Annotated in this window: 14 protein-coding genes and 1 pseudogene; 10 read left to right on the top strand and 5 right to left on the bottom strand. The window is 70.3% G+C overall.

Going from position 1 to position 18,991, the window contains the following annotated elements:
• Window positions 1-115 precede the first annotated feature (115 nt).
• From ACZ499_RS04635 to ACZ499_RS04590, 10 genes and pseudogenes are all read left to right on the top strand, one after another.
• Window positions 116-3,064, top strand: a complete 2,949-nt coding sequence (locus ACZ499_RS04635; RefSeq protein WP_468672264.1) for a M14 family metallopeptidase — start codon at window positions 116-118, stop codon at window positions 3,062-3,064.
• 265 nt (window positions 3,065-3,329) lie between these two features.
• Window positions 3,330-4,337 carry a type I glyceraldehyde-3-phosphate dehydrogenase gene (gap, locus tag ACZ499_RS04630; RefSeq protein ID WP_385536952.1) on the top strand — a complete coding sequence of 336 codons (1,008 nt, stop codon included), beginning with the start codon at window positions 3,330-3,332 and terminating at the stop codon, window positions 4,335-4,337.
• A 117-nt stretch (window positions 4,338-4,454) separates the two neighbouring features.
• On the top strand, window positions 4,455-5,666 hold the full coding sequence (locus tag ACZ499_RS04625; RefSeq protein ID WP_468672262.1) for a phosphoglycerate kinase: 1,212 nt from the start codon (window positions 4,455-4,457) through the stop codon (window positions 5,664-5,666).
• Window positions 5,667-5,671: 5 nt separating this feature from the next.
• Window positions 5,672-6,448 (top strand): triose-phosphate isomerase, encoded by a 777-nt coding sequence (gene tpiA, locus ACZ499_RS04620; RefSeq protein ID WP_468672260.1) that lies wholly within the window; start codon window positions 5,672-5,674, stop codon window positions 6,446-6,448.
• 109 nt (window positions 6,449-6,557) lie between these two features.
• Window positions 6,558-6,794: a preprotein translocase subunit SecG gene (gene secG, locus ACZ499_RS04615; protein ID WP_266978384.1), complete on the top strand. Its 237-nt coding sequence runs from the start codon at window positions 6,558-6,560 to the stop codon at window positions 6,792-6,794.
• Between the two features lie 109 nt (window positions 6,795-6,903).
• The gene (locus ACZ499_RS04610; RefSeq protein ID WP_003976875.1) at window positions 6,904-7,239 is read left to right on the top strand and encodes an RNA polymerase-binding protein RbpA; all 336 of its coding nucleotides are present in this window, start codon (window positions 6,904-6,906) and stop codon (window positions 7,237-7,239) included.
• Between the two features lie 122 nt (window positions 7,240-7,361).
• The gene (locus tag ACZ499_RS04605; RefSeq protein ID WP_468672258.1) at window positions 7,362-8,585 is read left to right on the top strand and encodes an MFS transporter; all 1,224 of its coding nucleotides are present in this window, start codon (window positions 7,362-7,364) and stop codon (window positions 8,583-8,585) included.
• A 68-nt stretch (window positions 8,586-8,653) separates the two neighbouring features.
• Complete coding sequence (gene pgi / locus ACZ499_RS04600) at window positions 8,654-10,306, top strand: glucose-6-phosphate isomerase (RefSeq protein WP_468672842.1); 1,653 nt, start codon at window positions 8,654-8,656, stop codon at window positions 10,304-10,306.
• A gap of 247 nt (window positions 10,307-10,553) precedes the next feature.
• Window positions 10,554-11,087, top strand: a pseudogene (locus tag ACZ499_RS04595) (PH domain-containing protein); the annotation flags it as partial.
• A gap of 59 nt (window positions 11,088-11,146) precedes the next feature.
• Window positions 11,147-11,992, top strand: coding sequence for a poly-gamma-glutamate hydrolase family protein (locus tag ACZ499_RS04590; RefSeq protein WP_468672257.1), 846 nt, complete (start codon window positions 11,147-11,149; stop codon window positions 11,990-11,992).
• A 70-nt stretch (window positions 11,993-12,062) separates the two neighbouring features.
• Here the strand turns inward: ACZ499_RS04590 and pgl are convergent, their stop codons facing one another.
• Genes pgl through tkt form a run of 5 tightly spaced genes read right to left on the bottom strand, consistent with a single transcriptional unit; the run spans window position 12,063 to window position 18,680 of the window.
• Window positions 12,063-12,845 carry a 6-phosphogluconolactonase gene (gene pgl, locus ACZ499_RS04585; protein ID WP_468405109.1) on the bottom strand — a complete coding sequence of 261 codons (783 nt, stop codon included), beginning with the start codon at window positions 12,843-12,845 and terminating at the stop codon, window positions 12,063-12,065.
• Entirely contained in the window at window positions 12,842-13,900 is a 1,059-nt protein-coding gene (gene opcA, locus ACZ499_RS04580; RefSeq protein WP_468672253.1) for a glucose-6-phosphate dehydrogenase assembly protein OpcA, read from the bottom strand. The genes pgl and opcA overlap by 4 nt, the downstream gene beginning before the upstream one ends.
• Complete coding sequence (gene zwf, locus ACZ499_RS04575; protein WP_468672251.1) at window positions 13,897-15,420, bottom strand: glucose-6-phosphate dehydrogenase; 1,524 nt, start codon at window positions 15,418-15,420, stop codon at window positions 13,897-13,899. The genes opcA and zwf overlap by 4 nt, the downstream gene beginning before the upstream one ends.
• Before the next feature lie 3 nt (window positions 15,421-15,423).
• Window positions 15,424-16,542, bottom strand: a complete 1,119-nt coding sequence (tal, locus tag ACZ499_RS04570) for a transaldolase (RefSeq protein WP_468672250.1) — start codon at window positions 16,540-16,542, stop codon at window positions 15,424-15,426.
• Window positions 16,543-16,577: 35 nt separating this feature from the next.
• Window positions 16,578-18,680, bottom strand: a complete 2,103-nt coding sequence (gene tkt / locus ACZ499_RS04565) for a transketolase (protein ID WP_468672248.1) — start codon at window positions 18,678-18,680, stop codon at window positions 16,578-16,580.
• Window positions 18,681-18,991 lie beyond the last annotated feature (311 nt).

The following is an 18,991-nucleotide window of genomic DNA, read 5'->3' as shown; positions in this document are numbered from 1 at the left end:
ACTTGGTGGGTGCCGGTTCCGGTTTCACCACCCTTCCACGGTATTGACATGGTCATGAAGTGTCATGAGCCTGGCGTCTGTCCACTTTCGTGGCACACAACAGCAAGGGGGGCCAATGAGACGCAGAGCGAGAGCGATCCTCGCCGCGGCTTCACTGCTCACGGCCGGCCTGGCGGCGGTACCAGCCGCTCACGCCAGCCCGGGCGGCGGCGGAGGCGAAGGACTCTCCGTCTGGTACGCCAACGTCACCAAGGCGCAGCTGCCACTGCTGCTCCAGCAGGGCGCGGACGGTCAGGAACTGACAGCGCAGGTACCCGACCGGGGGACCGCCAAGGTCGAGCTCTACCTCACCGAGAAGCAGGCCGGCACGCTGAGGAAGCAGGGCGTCGACCTCACCGAGCACATGCTCTCGACGGCGACCGAGCAGCGACTCAAGGCCCAGGGGGACGGCGTCTTCCGCCCCTACAGCGGGGACAACGGGCTGCAGAAGGAAATCGTCGACACCCAGCTCGCCCACCCGGCCCTCACCAAGGTCGAGTCGATCGGCAAGACCGTCAAGGGCCAGGACATCCTCGCCCTCAAGCTCACCAAGGGCGCGGCCAAGAGCCGCGACGGCTCCAAGCCCTCCGTGCTCTACATGTCGAACCAGCACGCCCGTGAGTGGATCACCCCGGAGATGACCCGGCGGCTGATGCACTACTACCTCGACAACTACGGCAAGGACCCGCGGATCACCAAGCTCGTGGACTCCACCGAGCTGTGGTTCGTGCTCTCCGCCAACCCCGACGGGTACGACTACACCTTCACCGGCACCCAGCAGCGCCTGTGGCGCAAGAACCTGCGCGACAACAACGGCGACGGGAAGACCGCCCCCGGCGACGGCGTCGACCCCAACCGCAACTTCCCGTACAAGTGGGGCTACGACAACGAGGGCTCGTCCCCGGACCCCGCCGACGAGACCTACCGCGGCCCCTCCGCCGGCTCCGAGCCGGAGACCCGCGCGCTGGACGCCTTCGAGAAGCGGGTCGGCTTCGGCTACGCCATCAACTACCACTCCGCGGCGGAGCTGCTGCTGTACGGCGTGGGCTGGCAGGTCGCCACCCCGACCCCGGACGACGTCCTCTACAAGTCGCTGGCCGGCACGCCCGAGAAGCCCGCGATCCCCGGTTACCACTCCCAGCTCTCCTCCGAGCTGTACACGACCAACGGCGAGGCCGACGGCCACGCGGGGAACGTCAACGGGATCCACATGTTCACCCCGGAGATGTCGACCTGCCAGACCGCTTCCCGGATCGACCCGGGCGACCAGTGGAAGCCCGGTGACTGCCAGTCGGTCTTCAACTTCCCGGACGACGAGAAGCTGATCCAGCAGGAGTTCGCCAAGAACATCCCGTTCGCGCTGGCCGTCGCCGACACCGCGCGCCAGGCCGACCAGCCGGTCTCCCCGGTCGGCATCGAGGCCCCCGACTTCACCCCGGACGCCTTCACCACCTCGTACGCCCGAGGCGAGGACCAGGAAGTCGCCGTCACCGTACGCAAGTCGGTGCGCGACAAGACCCTCAACTACCGCATCGACGGCGGCCGTACGCACACCGAGGACCTCAAGGCCTGGAAGGGCGGCGACGTCTACGGCGGCGAGGACAACATCCACTTCGACCAGTACCGCGCCACCGTCGAGGGCGCGGAGACCGGCTCCAAGGTGGAGGTCTGGTTCACCGGGCGCACCCGGGCCGGCAAGCGCACCTCCAGCACGCCGTTCACCTACACCGTGGCCGCCCGGCCCAAGGGCGACACCCTGGTGATCGCGGAGGAGGGCGGCACCGCGCCCGCCCAGCACGTCGGCGCGTACACCAAGGCGCTCGCCGACAACGGCCGCAAGTCCGCGGTCTGGGACGTGGCCACCCAGGGCACCCCGAGCGCGCTCGGCGTGCTCAGCCACTTCAGGACGGCCGTCTGGTACACGGGTGCCGAGCGGCCCACCGCCGCGGTCACCGTGGCCGTGCGCGACTACCTCAACGAGGGCGGCCGGCTCGTCAACGCCGGTGAGAAGGCGGGCGGCACCGTCGACCTCGGCGGCGCCGACTCCGACGACTTCGCCCAGTACTACCTCGGCGCCTACAACCGCGTCGGCCTGAAGTCCCCGCCGGCCTTCGAGGGCGCCGGGAACCTGGCGGGCGCCAAGGCGGCACTCGGCGACGCGGGCGACAACCCGCTGGACCTGGCCGGGGCGTACACGATCACCTCGGACACGCTCAAGCCCGACCAGTTCCCGCAGTTCAAGAGCGCGGCCGCGGGCAGCTACCCGGGGATCCGCACCCCGTTCGAGCCTGCCGCCGGCGACTGGTTCGCGGCGGCCAAGCACCAGGACAGCGCCTATATGCGGCTGTCCAGGACCGTCGACCTGAGCGGCACGGCGGCGGCCGCCAAGCCGAGCCTGCAGTTCCAGCTCAGCTATGACACCGAGCCCGGCTTCGACAACGTGATCGTCGAGGCGCACACGGTCGGGCAGGAGGACTGGACGACCCTGCCGGACGCCAACGGCGGCACCAGCGCCGCGGTGCCCGCCCAGTGCGAGCAGGGCTACTACGTCCAGGGCCACCCGTTCCTGGCGCACTACCTCACCGTCGGCTCCGGCGCCTGCACGGCGACCGGCACCTCGGGCGCGTGGAACCGGTTCACCGGCTCCTCCAACGGCTGGCAGCCGGTCTCTGTCGACCTCAGCGCCTACGCGGGCAAGCAGGTCGAGCTCTCCCTCTCCTATGTGTCGGACCCCGGCACCGGTGGGGTGGGCGCCTTCGTCGACGACACCAAGCTGGTCATCGGCGGCACCGCACAGGGCGCCGAGGGCTTCGAGACGGCGCTCGGCCCGTGGAGCGTGCCGGGACCGCCGGCCGGCAGCCCCGGCAACGCCGGCGACTGGGCCCGCTCCCAGGCGCTCTTCCACTCCCAGGCGGCCGTCACCACCCACGACACCGTGCTGCTCGGCTACGGCCTTGAGCACGTGCCGTCGGCGGCCGACCGCAAGAACGTGATCGGCAAGGCGCTCCGCGCGCTGAGGGACTGATCCGGTCCGGGCGCCCCAGTGCTGAGCACCGGGACGCCCCCTACCCCGGGCGTCACGCTCCGTAGTCGGGACGGAAGTCCCCCCGGCGGCCCTTACCCGTTGGTAGGTATGGGCCGTCGGCCATGTCCGGGCCGTTGTGGCCGCTCATGGGGTGCGCTCGATGTCACTCCACGGCTCCGGGAGAGGTAGGGTCATAAGCGGTCGGGGACATCCCATACAACTCGCCGGCGTCGAAAACCGGCGTACCTAACGAGGAGATCGGTTCGTGACGATCCGCGTAGGCATCAACGGCTTTGGCCGCATCGGGCGCAACTACTTCCGCGCGCTGCTGGAGCAGGGTGCTGACATCGAGATCGTGGCTGTCAACGACCTGGGTGACACCGCGACCACTGCTCACCTGCTGAAGTACGACACGATTCTGGGCCGTCTCAAGGCCGAGGTCACGCACACCGCCGACACCATCAGCGTCGACGGCCACACCATCAAGGTGCTCTCCGAGCGCAACCCGGCCGACATCCCCTGGGGTCAGCTGGGCGTCGACATCGTCATCGAGTCGACCGGCATCTTCACCAAGAAGGCCGACGCCGAGAAGCACATCGCCGGTGGCGCCAAGAAGGTCCTCATCTCGGCTCCGGCCAAGGACGAGGACATCACCATCGTGATGGGCGTCAACCAGGACAAGTACGACGCGGCCAACCACCACGTCATCTCCAACGCCTCCTGCACCACCAACTGTGTGGCGCCGATGGCCAAGGTCTTGGACGAGAACTTCGGCATCGTCAAGGGCCTGATGACGACGGTCCACGCGTACACGAACGACCAGCGGATCCTGGACTTCCCGCACTCGGACCTGCGCCGCGCCCGCGCCGCCGCCGAGAACATCATCCCCACCACCACCGGTGCCGCCAAGGCCACCGCGCTGGTGCTCCCCAAGCTCAAGGGCAAGCTCGACGGCATCGCGATGCGCGTCCCGGTCCCGACGGGCTCGGCCACCGACCTGGTCGTGGAGCTGGAGCGCGAGGTGACCAAGGACGAGGTCAACGCCGCGTTCAAGAAGGCCGCCGAGGGCGAGCTGCAGGGCATCGTGGCGTACACCGAGGACCCGATCGTGTCCTCCGACATCGTCGGCGACCCGGCCTCCTGCACCTTCGACTCCTCCCTGACCATGGTCCAGGAGGGCAAGTCGGTGAAGATCCTCGGCTGGTACGACAATGAGTGGGGCTACTCGAACCGCCTCGTCGACCTCACCGTCTTCGTCGGCGGCCAGCTCTAAGTCTGATAAGTCTCAGGGCAGGCATCTCGATGTGAGCACAGGGCTCGGGCAGCGCAACGATGCGCCGCACGAGCCCTGTCGCTTGCCTCGTCCTTCTCCAAGGAGTCGCAGAAACACATGAAGACGATCGACGAACTTCTCGCCGAGGGCGTCTCCGGCAAGCGGGTATTCGTCCGCGCCGACCTCAATGTGCCGCTCGACGGCACCGCCATCACCGATGACGGCCGCATCCGCGCCGTCCAGCCGACGATCGCCAAGCTCGCCGAGGCCGGCGCGCGCGTGGTCGTCGCCTCGCACCTGGGCCGCCCCAAGGGCGCCCCGGACCCGGACTTCTCGCTCGCCCCGGCGGCCGCGCGGCTCGGTGAACTGCTGGGCGCGGACGTCGCGTTCGCCACCGACACCGTGGGCGCCTCCGCCAAGGAGACCGTCGCGGCGCTGGCCGACGGCCAGGTCGCCGTCCTGGAGAACCTGCGCTTCAACGCCGGTGAGACGAGCAAGGACGACGCCGAGCGCGGCGCCTTCGCGGACGAGCTCGCCGAGCTCGCCGACGTCTACGTGGGCGACGGCTTCGGCGCGGTGCACCGCAAGCACGCCTCGGTCTTCGACCTGCCCGCGCGGCTGCCGCACGCGGCCGGCTTCCTCATCGCCACCGAGGTCGGCGTCCTGAAGAAGCTCACCGCCGACGTCAAGCGCCCGTACGTGGTGGTGCTCGGCGGCGCCAAGGTCTCCGACAAGCTCGCCGTCATCGACCAGCTGCTCGGCAAGGCCGACCGCATCCTCATCGGCGGCGGCATGGCGTACACCTTCCTCAAGGCCAAGGGCTACGAGGTCGGCATCTCGCTGCTCCAGGAGGACCAGATCCCGGTCGTCACGGAGTACATGGAGCGTGCCGAGGCGAACGGCGTCGAGCTGGTCCTGCCGCTCGACATCCTGGCCTCGGGCGACTTCCCGGACCTGAAGACCAAGGCCCCGGCCGACTTCATCACCGTCGACGCGGACAAGATCCCCGCCGACAAGGAGGGTCTGGACATCGGTCCCAGGACCCGTGAGCTGTACGCGTCGAAGATCGCCGACGCCGAGACCGTGTTCTGGAACGGTCCGGTCGGTGTCTTCGAGCACCCCGACTACGCCGGCGGCACCCAGGCCGTCGCCCGGGCGCTCCTGAACTGCGACGGCTTCACCGTCGTCGGCGGCGGCGACTCCGCCGCGGCCGTGCGCACGCTCGGCTTCGACGAGAACGCCTTCGGTCACATCTCGACCGGCGGCGGCGCGAGCCTCGAATACCTTGAGGGCAAGACGCTTCCCGGCCTTGCCGCACTGGAGGACTGAACACCGTGACCACGCGTATCCCGCTGATGGCCGGCAACTGGAAGATGAACCTCAACCACCTTGAGGCCATCGCGCACGTCCAGAAGCTCGCCTTCGCCCTGGCCGACAAGGACTACGACGCAGTCGAGGTCGCGGTCCTGCCGCCCTTCGTGGACCTGCGGTCGGTGCAGACCCTGGTCGACGGCGACAAGCTCAAGATCAAGTACGGCGCCCAGGACCTCTCGGCGCAGGACTCCGGTGCCTACACCGGCGAGATCTCGGGCCTGATGCTCTCCAAGCTGAAGTGCACCTATGTGGCCGTGGGCCACTCCGAGCGCCGTCAGTACCACCAGGAGAGCGACGAGCTCTGCAACGCCAAGGTGAAGGCCGCGTTCAAGCACGGTCTGACCCCGATCCTCTGCGTCGGCGAGGGCCTGGACATCCGCAAGGCCGGCCAGCAGGTTCCGTACACGCTGGCCCAGCTGGACGGCGGCCTCAAGGACGTCCCGGCCGAGCAGGCCGAGTCCATCGTGATCGCGTACGAGCCGGTGTGGGCCATCGGCACCGGCGAGGTCGCCACCCCCGAGGACGCCCAGGAGGTGTGCGGAGCCATCCGCGGCCGCCTCGCGGAGCTCTACTCGCAGGAGCTGGCCGACAAGGTCCGCATCCAGTACGGCGGCTCGGTCAAGGCCTCGAACGTGGCCGCGATCATGGCGCAGCCGGATGTCGACGGGGCCCTGGTGGGCGGCGCGGCGCTGGACGCCGAGGAGTTCGTCAAGATCGTCCGCTTCCGCGACCAGTGAGTATGCGGTAGCGCGGATCCGTCGTACCCTTGCGGGGGTCGGGCTCGGGATAAGGAAGACGTCCCCCCGGCCCCCGTCGCCATATCAGTCCTAGGAAGTTGGTCCAGCCGTGATTGTCGGGTTCTCGATTGCCCTGATCGTCTTCAGCCTGCTGCTGATGCTGCTGGTGCTGATGCACAAGGGAAAGGGCGGCGGCCTCTCCGACATGTTCGGTGGCGGAATGCAGTCGTCCGTCGGCGGTTCCTCGGTCGCCGAGCGCAACCTGGACCGGATCACCGTCGTGGTCGGTCTGCTGTGGTTCGCGAGCATTGTCGTACTTGGTCTGCTGATGAAGCTGGACAGCTGATCTGTCGTATCCGCGTTCAGGGGTGGGTGTAACTACAATCGCTGGACGCGCGTTGGGCCTTACGTAGACTGGGGCATCTTCGAGCACCATCACGCAGGGAGTTACGACCGTGGCAAGTGGCAACGCGATCCGGGGAAGCCGGGTCGGAGCGGGGCCGATGGGTGAGGCCGAGCGCGGCGAGTCCGCGCCGCGTCTCCGCATCTCCTTCTGGTGCTCGAACGGGCACGAGACGCAGCCGAGCTTCGCCAGTGACGCACAGGTTCCGGAGACGTGGGACTGCCCGCGCTGCGGATTCCCGGCCGGTCAGGACCGGGACAACCCGCCGGACCCGCCGCGCACGGAGCCGTACAAGACCCACCTCGCGTACGTACGGGAACGGCGCAGCGACGCGGACGGCGAGGCGATCCTCGCGGAGGCGCTCGCCAAGCTTCGCGGCGAGATCTGACAGCGAAGGGCCCGGCAGACGAACTCGGTTCGTCGGCCGGGCCCTTCGGTATCACCCCAGGTCAAAGGGGATTGTCAGTGGCTCCCCCTACCGTGTGAATCAGTCGATCACATGGGGGAGTTGTGGCAACGCTGGAGAGCGCCGCCGATGCGGCGGCCGAGGTGCCCGCGTGGCGCGGGGGGTTCGGGCGGCTGTGGACGGCCGCGGTCGTATCCCGGTTCGGGGACTCGCTGCGCACCGCGGCGCTGCCGCTGCTCGCGGCCTCGCTGACCAGCGATCCGATGCTGGTCGCGCTGGTCACGGCGTGCGGCTTCCTGCCCTGGCTGCTCTTCGGGCTGCTCGGCGGCGCCGTCGCGGACCGGGTGGACCAGCGCCGGGCGATGTGGGCCGTCGACCTGGTGCGCGGCGCGCTCATGGCCGCCTTCGCCGCGGCCGTGGCCCTGGGGCACGCCTCGATAGCCCTGCTCATCGCGCTCGCCTTCGCGCTCACCTCGCTCCAGACGCTCTTCGACAACGCGGCCACCGCCCTGCTGCCCTCGCTGGTGCCGCAGTCCGCGCTCGGCCGGGCCAACGCCCGCCTGATGACCGGCCAGCAGATAGCCGGCGGCCTCCTCGCCGCGCCGCTGGTGCCGCTGCTCCTGACGGCGGGGACGGGCGTGCCGTACGTGGCGGACGCCTTGAGTTTTGGACTGGCGGCGGCGCTGGTGGCCACGCTGCGCACGGCCGCTCCGGAGCGGCCCGCCCGCAAGCCCGGCTCCACCCTGCGGAGCGAGACGGCCGAGGGGCTGCGCGCGCTGTGGGGCGAGCGGAGCCTGCGCGCGCTCTGCGTGGCCACGACGCTCTGCAACATCGGCATGGGCGCGCTCATCGCCACCCTGGTCCTGCACATCACCGGCTGGCTCCACGCGGGCCACGGCGGCTACGCGGCGGCGATCACGGCGTACGGGGCGGGCAGTGTGGCGGGCGGTCTGCTCACCCACCGACTGGCCCGCCGGCTGGGCCGGATGGGGAGCGTGCTCCTCGCGGGCGCGGTCCAGACGGTGTGCCTGGCGGCGATGGGGTCCATACGGGAGTTGTGGGTATCGATCGCGGCCATGGCCGTGTTCGCGGTGATGGGAATGGTGTGGAACGTCAACCAGGTGACCCTGATGCAGGAGCGCACCCCGCAGGCCATGCTGGGACGGACGAGCGCGGCCTTCCGGACGCTCGCCGTGGCGGGGACACCGCTGGGCGCCCTCATGGGCGGCGCGGTGGCCTCCTCCTGGGGGCTCAACACACCCGCCCTGGTGGCGTCCGGATTGTTCCTGGCCGCCGTGGCCGCTCTGATTCCTGCCCTTACGTCCTGATCAACTAGGTTGGAAGGGCAGCGGGGCAGGTACGTACGCGAGTACGAGGAAGTGGGCTGATGTCCGAGATGAACGCAGAAGGCCGTACCAGGCTCAACCAGATGCCCGAGTGGACCGCACTGGGCAAGCACCGCGAGCAGTTGGGGGACACCCATCTGCGCGAGCTGTTCGCCACCGACCCCGGCCGCGGCACCGGATACACCCTGACGGTCGGCGATCTGCATCTCGACTACTCGAAGCACCTCGTCACCGACGAGACGCTGGGGCTGCTGCGCGAGCTGGCCGCGGCCGCCGACGTGGCCGGGCTGCGGGACGCCATGTTCCGCGGCGAGAAGATCAACACGACCGAGGACCGCGCGGTGCTGCACACCGCGCTGCGCGCCCCGCGCGACGCGGTCGTCGAGGTCGACGGCGAGAACGTGGTGCCGGGCGTGCACGCGGTGCTCGACAAGATGGCCGCCTTCTCCGAGCGCGTCCGGTCGGGCGGGTGGACCGGGCACACCGGCAAGCGGATCAAGAACATCGTCAACATCGGCATCGGCGGATCCGACCTCGGTCCGGCGATGGCGTACGAAGCGCTGCGCTCGTTCACCGACCGGGGTCTGACGGTCCGTTTCGTCTCCAACGTCGACGGCGCCGACCTCCACGAGGCGGTCCGAGACCTGGACGCGGCCGAGACGCTGTTCATCGTCGCGTCCAAGACCTTCACCACCATCGAGACCATCACCAACGCCACCTCCGCGCGCGACTGGCTCCTCACCGGGCTGAACGCGGGTCAGGACGCGGTCGCCAAGCACTTCGTGGCGCTCTCCACCAACGCCGAGAAGGTCGCGGACTTCGGCATCGACACGGCCAACATGTTCGAGTTCTGGGACTGGGTCGGCGGGCGCTACTCGTTCGACTCGGCGATCGGCCTCTCGCTGATGATCGCCATCGGCCCGGACCGCTTCCGCGAGATGCTGGACGGCTTCCACCTGGTCGACGAGCACTTCCGCACCGCGCCCGCCGAGGCCAACGCGCCGCTCCTGCTCGGCCTGCTGGGCGTCTGGTACGGGGCGTTCTTCGACGCCCAGTCGCACGCCGTGCTGCCCTACAGCCACTATCTGTCGAAGTTCACCGCCTACCTCCAGCAGCTCGACATGGAGTCCAACGGCAAGTCCGTGGACCGCGACGGCAACGCGGTCGAGTGGCAGACCGGCCCGGTCGTCTGGGGCACCCCGGGCACCAACGGGCAGCACGCCTACTACCAGTTGATCCACCAGGGCACCAAGGTCATCCCGGCCGACTTCATCGGCTTCGCCGAGCCGGTCGCCGGCCTCCAGCCCGGTCTGGTCGCCCAGCACGACCTGCTGATGGCCAACTTCTTCGCCCAGACGCAGGCCCTGGCCTTCGGCAAGACGCCGGAAGAGGTACGGGCGGAGGGCGTCGCCGAGGAGCTGGTGCCGCACAAGACGTTCCGCGGCAACCACCCCACGACCACCGTCCTGGCGCGCGAGCTGACGCCGTCCGTCCTCGGCCAGCTCATCGCGCTGTACGAGCACAAGGTGTTCGTCCAGGGCGCGATCTGGAACATCGACTCCTTCGACCAGTGGGGTGTGGAGCTGGGCAAGGTCCTCGCCAAGCGGGTCGAGCCCGCGCTGAGCGAAGGGGCCGACGTGCCGGGCCTGGACCAGTCAAGCAAGGCCCTGGTCGCCAAGTACCGGGCGCTGCGGGGCCGTTGAGGCCATGGCGGGGGCGGGGGCGGGGGCGGTGCTGAGACCGCCGAAGAACGAGCCGGACCCGGCGGTCGTCGGCTGGTGGCGCGCGCAGTGGCTGGCGCTCACCGCGGCGCCGGTGGTGGTCCTGGCCGTGCTCGGCGTGCTCATCGCCCCCGCCCGGCCGTGGCTGCTCACGATGGCGGCGGCGCTCGCCGCCCTCGGGACGCTCTCCACCGCCCTGCTGCCCCCTTGGCGGTACCTACCGGCCGAGGTGGCCGCCCGGGTGCTGCGTGAATCGGCCGTCCCGACCGGCGCCGCGCTGGTCGCGCATCCGCGTGCGGCCCGGGTCCGGCGGCTGCGGTGGGCGCTGCTCGCCGTCCTCGTCCCGGTGGCGGTCCTGGCCCCGCTCGGGGCGCTCCTGCCCCCGGTCCTGCCCTATGTGGCGGCCGGGTGCGCGGCGGCGGGGGTGCCGCTCGCGGTGGCCCCCGCCCTCGACGCGTACCGGAACCTGGGGCACGGCGTCGACGGGGTGTATCCGGTGGCCCGTTCGGGCACGGTCCGCCGGGCCACGGCGGTCCTCCGGCGCGGGGGCGTCATCGGCTGGACGGTGAAGCAGTCCGTCCTCCAGCGCCGCGCCGGGCCCCTCACGCTGACCGCCACGACGGCCGCCGGAGCCGGGGCGCACCCGGTGCGCGACGCCGCCGAGGCCGAGGGCCTGGCCTTCGCGGCGCAAGCGGTCCCGGGGCTCCTGGAGCCCTTCCTGATACGGGAGCCGGGGCCCGGCGGGTCGGCCGACGCGCGCTGATCCGGCCGGAGACCGACCCCGGCGCCGGGCACACGTACAGCGTTGGGATCATTACGCGCATGACTTCCACCAGCCGTCGTACGGTTCTCACCGCCCTGGCCACCGCCACTGTCGCCGGTCCGCTGATGGGCGGCCTCGGGGCGAGTGCCGCGCACGCCACCGGGACGAACGACACCTACTCGTCCAACACCGACCTCTACACCCAGCTCGCGGGCAAGGAGGGCACCGACTTCGCCAGACGCTACAAGCGGCACGAGCAGGTCGACAGCGACCAGAGGACGGCCGTTCCGTACGGGCGCACCGCGATCCTCGCGCTGCACGGCGGTGGCATCGAGGGCGGCACCTCCGAGCTCTGCCTCGGCATCGCCGGATACGACCCGGCCACGCTCGCGCCCAAGGGCGGCCCGGCGTACGACTACTGGATGTTCGAGGCGATCCGCAGCAGCAACAACGCCGAACTGCACGTCACGTCGAAGAACTGCGACGACAAGGTGGCCCTGTCCATCGCCGCCGCGAACCTCAACGTGGTGAGCCTGCACGGCTGCACCGCGAGCCAGGCTGGGGCGCCCACCTCGCGCCCCGAGGCCGTCGTGGTCGGCGGTCTCAACACCACCCTCAAGGCGTATCTGCGCGACGCGCTGCGCGCCGCGGGCTTCCAGACCATCGACGGCTCGACCGAGCCGGACCTGGCGGGCGTCGAGCCGACCAACATCTGCAACAGGACGCTGCTCGGCAAGGGCGCCCAGCTGGAGATCACGACCGAGCTGCGCAAGTCCATGTTCACCGTGAACACCATCGCGGGCCGCGCGACCAGCACCACCCCCGTCTACGACGGCTTCGTGGCGGCGGTCCGTACCGCCGTCGCCCGTCTGGAGGCCTCCGGCGGCGAGCAGATCATCCTCTGACGCTCGCGCCGCACCCGGGGGCGAAAGCAGCGGGCCCGGCCCACCAGGAGGTGGACCGGGCCCGTTCGCCTCAGGGTGAGGCAGGCGGATACAGCGCGCGCGGCAGCCGGGACGCGGCCGCCGAGTCGAGCAGCCACAGGGTGCGGCCACGGCCGTACGCACCCGCGGCCGGAGCCTGCACCTCGCCCGCGCCCGACAGGGCGATGGCCGCGGCCTGCGCCTTGTCCTCGCCCGCCGCGAGCAGCCACACCTCGCGGGCCGCCCGGATCGCCGGCAGCGTCATCGAGACCCGGACCGGCGGCGGCTTGGGCGCGCCGTGCACCCCGACCACCGTCCGCTCGGTCTCGCGCACCGCGGGCAGCTCCGGGAAGAGCGACGCCACATGGGTGTCGGGGCCGACACCCAGCATCAGCACGTCGAACGTCGGCACGTCGCCGTGGTCCTCCGGGCCGGAGGCGGCGGCCAGCTCCTCCGCGTAGGCCGCCGCGGCGGCGTCGACGTCCTTGCCGTACGGGCCGTCCGAGGCGGGCATCGCGTGCACCCGCTTCGGGTCGACCGGCACCGCGTCGAGCAGCGCCGCCCGGGCCTGGGTGACATTGCGCTCCGGGTCGCCCTCGGGCAGGTACCGCTCGTCGCCCCACCACAGGTCGAGCCGCGACCAGTCGATCGCGTCCCGGGCCGGCGAGGAGGCGAGGGCCGCGAGCAGCCCGTTGCCGTTGCGGCCGCCGGTGAGGACCACGGACGCCGAGCCGCGGGCGGCCTGGGCGTCCACGATCTTCGTGATCAGCCGGGCCGCCGCGGCCTGCGCCATCAGCTCCTTGTCGCGGTGGACGACGAGCTGAGGGGTGCTCACTTCGCCGCCGTCTTCTTGGCCGGAGCCTTCTTCGCGGCGGGCTTGGCGTCCGAGGAGTCACCGGAAGCGGAAGCGGAAGCGGGAGCGGGACCTGAGGCCGCGGCCGGGGCCGCGTCCTTTCCGTTCGACGGATCGGCGAGCCGGTCCACGCCGAACTTCAGCGCGGAGGCGTAGGTGTCGTCCGGGTCGAGGCGCCGCAGCTCCTCGGCGATCAGCTCGGCCGTCTCGCGCCGCTTGAGCGCCACCGCGCGGTCCGGCTGGCCCTGGATCGAGAGCGTGGCCAGCGAGCCGTCGGAACGGCCCAGGATGATCGGGCCGCAGTCCGTCTCCATCCGTACGGCGGTCAGGCCCGGGCCCGAGGACTGCGAGCGCCGCACCGGCACGTCCAGCCGGTCCGCGAGCCACATGGCGAGCAGCTCGCAGCTCGGGTTGAACTCCTCGCCCTCCACCTCGACCGAGGTCACCTCGCACGACACCTGGTCGAGCGCCGCGGCCAGCATCGAGCGCCAGGGCGTGATGCGGGTCCACGACAGGTCGGTGTCGCCCGGGGTGTAGGTCTCGGCGCGGCCGGTCAGCTCCTCGATGGGCTGCTCGGCCGAGTAGGTGTCGGTGACCCGGCGCTGGGCGAGCGCGCCCAGCGGGTCGTTGGCCGGGTCGATCGGCGAGTTCACCGGCCACCAGACGACGACCGGCGCGTCCGGCAGCAGCAGCGGCAGCACCACCGACTGGGCGTGGTTGACCACCTCGCCGTACAGCCGCAGGATGACCGTCTCACCGGTGCCCGCGTCCGCGCCGACCCGCACCTCGGCGTCCAGGCGCGACTGGGTGCGGTCTCGCGGCGAGCGCGAGACCCGCTTGATGACCACGAGGGTGCGCGAGGGGTGCTCGCGCGAGGCGTCGCTCGCGGCGCGGAGCGCGTCGTACGCGTTCTCCTCGTCGGTGACGATGACCAGGGTCAGGACCATGCCGACGGCTGGTGTGCCGACGGCGCGGCGGCCCTGGACGAGCGCCTTGTTGATCTTGCTGGCCGTGGTGTCCGTAAGGTCGATCTTCATGGCCGGCGCCAGCTCCGTCCGTCTCGTGCGAGCATTTCGTCCGCCTCGACCGGGCCCCAGGTGCCCGACGCGTACTGCGCGGGCTTGCCGTGGGCGTCCCAGTACTGCTCGATCGGGTCGAGGATCTTCCAGGACAGCTCGACCTCCTCCAAGCGCGGGAAGAGGTTGGAGTCGCCGAGCAGGACGTCGAGGATGAGCCGCTCGTACGCCTCGGGGCTGGACTCGGTGAAGGACTCGCCGTAGGCGAAGTCCATCGACACGTCCCGGACCTCCATCGAGGTGCCCGGCACCTTGGAGCCGAACCGGACGGTGACGCCCTCGTCCGGCTGGACCCGGATGACCAGCGCGTTCTGCCCCAGCTCCTCCGTCGCCGTGTGGTCGAAGGGGGAGTGCGGGGCGCGCTGGAAGACCACCGCGATCTCGGTGACCCGGCGGCCCAGGCGCTTGCCGGTGCGCAGGTAGAACGGGACGCCCGCCCAGCGGCGGTTGTCGATCTTCAGCTTGACCGCGGCGTAGGTGTCGGTCTTCGACTTGGGGTCGATGCCGTCTTCCTGGAGGTAGCCGACGGCCTTCTCGCCGCCCTGCCACCCGGCCGCGTACTGGCCGCGCACCGCGCCCGCGCCCAGGTCCTTCGGCAGCCGCACGGCGCCCAGGACCTTGGTCTTCTCCGCCGCCAGCGCGTCCGCGTCGAAGGAGGCGGGCTCCTCCATCGCGGTCAGCGCGAGCAGCTGGAGGAGGTGGTTCTGGATGACGTCACGGGCGGCGCCGATGCCGTCGTAGTAGCCGGCCCGGCCGCCGATGCCGATGTCCTCGGCCATGGTGATCTGGACGTGGTCGACGTACGACCGGTTCCAGAGCGGCTCGAACATGGTGTTGGCGAAGCGGAGCGCCAGGATGTTCTGGACGGTCTCCTTGCCGAGGTAGTGGTCGATCCGGAAGACCTCGTCCGCCGGGAAGACCTCGTGGACGACCTTGTTGAGCTCCTGGGCGGAGATCAGGTCGTGGCCGAAGGGCTTCTCGATGACCGCGCGGCGCCAGGAGCCGTCCTTCTGGTCGGCGAGCCCGTGCTTCTTGAGCTGCTGGACGACCTGGGGGAAGAACTTCGGCGGCACCGAGAGGTAGAAGGCGAAGTTGCCGCCGGTGCCCTGCGCCTTGTCGAGCTCGGCGATCGTCGACTTCAGCTGCTCGAAGGCGTCGTCGTCGTCGAAGTCGCCCTGGACGAAGCGCATGCCCTGGATGAGCTGCTGCCAGACCTCCTCGCGGAAGGGGGTCCGCGCGTGCGCCTTGACGGCGTCGTGGACCTCCTGCGCGAAGTCCTCGTCCTGCCACTCGCGGCGGGCGAAGCCGATCAGGGAGAAGCCCGGCGGAAGCAGGCCCCGGTTGGCGAGGTCATAGACAGCGGGCATCAGCTTTTTACGGGACAAATCGCCCGTGACGCCAAAGATCACCAGGCCCGACGGCCCCGCGATACGCGGGAGCCGTCGGTCTGCGGCGTCACGCAGCGGATTGCTGCTTGACAAGATTTACGCCTCCGAGGGTGCGAGGCGCTGGAGCTCCGCCTCGGTGGACTTGAGCAGGTCGTTCCAGGCGGCCTCGAACTTCTCGACGCCCTCGTCCTCAAGGAGCTGCACGACCTCGTCGTACGAGATGCCCAGCTTCTCGACGGCGTCGAGCTCGGCGCGCGCCTGCTCGTAGGTGCCCGAGACGGTGTCGCCGGTGATCTGCCCGTGGTCGGCTGCCGCCTCCAGGGTGGCCTCCGGCATGGTGTTCACCGTGTTGGGGGCGACCAGGTCGTCCACGTACAGGGTGTCCTTGTACGCCTTGTCCTTGACGCCGGTGGAGGCCCACAGCGCGCGCTGCTTGTTGGCGTGCGCCTTGTCCAGCGCGGCCCAGCGGTCGGAGGAGAAGACCTCCTCGTACGCCTCGTAGGCCAGGCGGGCGTTGGCGAGACCGGCCTTGCCGCGGGCGGCCCTGGCCTCTTCGGTGCCGAGCGCGTCGATCCGCTTGTCGATCTCGGTGTCCACGCGGGACACGAAGAAGGACGCCACGGAGTGGATCTTCGCCAGGTCCAGGCCGCGCGCCTTGGCCTTCTCCAGGCCGGCCAGGTAGGCGTCCATGACCTCGCGGTAGCGCTCAAGGGAGAAGATCAGCGTGACGTTGACGCTGATGCCCTTGCCGATGACCTCGGTGATCGCGGGCAGGCCCGCCTTGGTCGCCGGGATCTTGATGAGCGTGTTCGGCCGGTCCACCAGCCAGGCCAGCTGCTTGGCCTCGGCGACGGTGGCCTTGGTGTTGTGCGCCAGGCGCGGGTCGACCTCGATGGAGACCCGGCCGTCCTGGCCCTCGGTGGCGTCGAAGACCGGGCGCAGGATGTCGGCGGCGTCCCTCACGTCCGCCGTCGTGATCATGCGGATGGCCTCTTCGACGGTGACCTTGCGGGCGGCGAGGTCGGCGAGCTGCTGCTCGTAGCCGTCACCCGAGGAGATCGCCTTCTGGAAGATCGACGGGTTGGTCGTGACACCCACGACGTGCTGCTGGTCGATCAGCTCGGCGAGGTTGCCGGAGGTGATCCGCTTGCGCGACAGGTCGTCGAGCCAGATCGCGACGCCTTCGTCGGAGAGGCGCTTGAGTGCGTCTGTCATGAGAAATGCATCTCCTACTAGTTCGTATACCGGCGTCAGCGCGCGGCGGCGGCGAGAGATTCCCGGGCGGCGGCGGCCACGTTCTCGGCGGTGAAGCCGAACTCGCGGAAGAGCACCTTGCCGTCCGCGGAAGCACCGAAGTGCTCCAGCGAGACGATGCGGCCCGCGTCGCCCACGTACCGGTGCCAGGTCAGGCCGATACCGGCCTCGACCGCGACCCGCGCCTTGACCGACGGCGGCAGGACGCTGTCCTTGTACGCCTGGTCCTGCTCCTCGAACCACTCGACGGACGGCATCGAGACGACCCGGGTCGGGACGCCCTCGGCCTGGAGCTGCTCGCGCGCCTCGACGGCGAGCTGGACCTCGGAGCCGGTGCCGATGAGGACGACCTGGGCGTCAGCGGTCTCGCCCGAGGGGCCGGTGGCTTCGAACAGCACGTAACCGCCCTTGGCGGCGCCCTCGTTGGGCTCGTACGTCGGCACGCCCTGGCGGGTCAGCACCAGGCCGTGCGGGGCGCCCTTGCCGAACACCTTGGTGTAGCGCTTGAGGATCTCGCGCCAGGCGATGGCGGTCTCGTTGGCGTCCGCCGGGCGGACGACGTTGAGGCCCGGGATCGCGCGCAGCGAGGCCAGGTGCTCGACCGGCTGGTGGGTCGGGCCGTCCTCGCCCAGACCGATGGAGTCGTGCGTCCACACGTACGTCACCGGCAGGTGCATCAGGGCCGACAGACGCACCGCGTTGCGCATGTAGTCGGAGAACACCAGGAAGGTGCCGCCGTAGATACGGGTGTTGCCGTGCAGCGCGATGCCGTTCATCTCGGCGGCCATCGAGTGCTCGCGGATGCCGTAGTGGATCGTGCGGCCGTACGGGTCGGCCTCCGGCAGCGGGTTGCCCTCGGGCAGGAACGACGAGTTCTTGTCGATCGTCGTGTTGTTCGAGCCCGCGAGGTCGGCCGAGCCGCCCCACAGCTCGGGGATGACCGCGCCCAGCGCCTGCAGGACCTTGCCGGAGGCGGCGCGGGTGGCGACGCCCTTGCCGGACGCGAAGACCGGGAGCTTCTCCTCCCAGCCCTCGGGCAGCTCGCCCGCGTTGACGCGGTCGAACTCGGCGGCGCGCTGCGGGTTGGCGGTGCGCCAGGCGGCGAACGACTTCTCCCACTCGCCACGGGCCTCACGGCCGCGGTCCAGGACGGCGCGGGTGTGCGCGAGGACCTCGTCGGCGACCTCGAAGGTCTTCTCGGGGTCGAAGCCCAGGACGCGCTTGGTGGCCGCGACCTCGTCGTCGCCGAGCGCCGAGCCGTGCGCGGCCTCGGTGTTCTGCGCGTTCGGGGCGGGCCAGGCGATGATCGAGCGCATCGCGATGAAGGAGGGACGCTCGGTCTCGGCCTTGGCGGCCTCGATCGCCTCGAACAGCGCCTTCGGGTCGAGGTCGCCGTTCTCCTGCGGCGCCACGCGCTGGACGTGCCAGCCGTACGCCTCGTACCGCTTCAGCGTGTCCTCGGAGACGGCGGTCTCGGTGTCGCCCTCGATCGAGATGTGGTTGTCGTCCCAGAGCAGGACCAGGTTGCCCAGCTTCTGGTGACCGGCCATCGAGGACGCCTCGGCGGAGATGCCCTCCTGGAGGCAGCCGTCGCCGGCGATCGCGAAGACGAAGTGGTCGAACGGGGAGGTGCCCGGGGCCGCCTCCGGGTCGAACAGGCCGCGCTCGTAGCGGGCGGCCATGGCCATGCCCACGGCGTTGGCGACACCCTGGCCCAGCGGGCCGGTGGTGGTCTCCACGCCGGTGGTGTGGCCGTACTCCGGGTGGCCCGGGGTCTTGGAGCCCCAGGTGCGGAACGCCTTCAGGTCGTCCAGCTCCAGGCCGTACCCGGCCAGGTAGAGCTGGATGTACAGCGTGAGGGACGAGTGGCCCGCGGACAGCACGAAGCGGTCGCGCCCGGTCCAGTCGGCGTCCGCCGGGTCGTGGCGCATCACCTTCTGGAAGAGGGTGTACGCGGCCGGGGACAGGCTCATCGCCGTACCAGGATGGCCGTTGCCGACCTTCTGTACAGCATCCGCGGCCAGGACGCGGCCGGTGTCTACGGCCCGCTGGTCCAGTTCGGTCCACTCAAGGTCTGTGGTGGTCGGCTTGGTGCTCACCCTGAGTCAGGGCTCCTCTCCACATGTTCGATCCCGGTGACTGTGGGCGCACCGGGCGCTGTCGAGCCTACCCCCGCCGGAACGCTCATTTTTTCGACTGCCCACGGGTTGGGACACACACCTCCAGAGTGCCGAAGACGGGTCGCTTCCGCCTCACGGCGAAGTCTTCGTGACCCGGTCCCAACACGAGCCCACCCCCGCGAAGGGCGGCGTATGGGCAACGTCTACAGTGGCGTGGTACGCGCAAGTCTTCACCGGGTTCTCATGCCCGGAACGTCCGGGCCCATCCGACCGATTGCCCCGGGACTTGC

The organism is Streptomyces sp. NPDC031265 (assembly GCF_055570295.1).
Note: the sequence above shows the minus strand (reverse complement) of the source record. Positions and strands in the feature narration are given on the sequence as shown.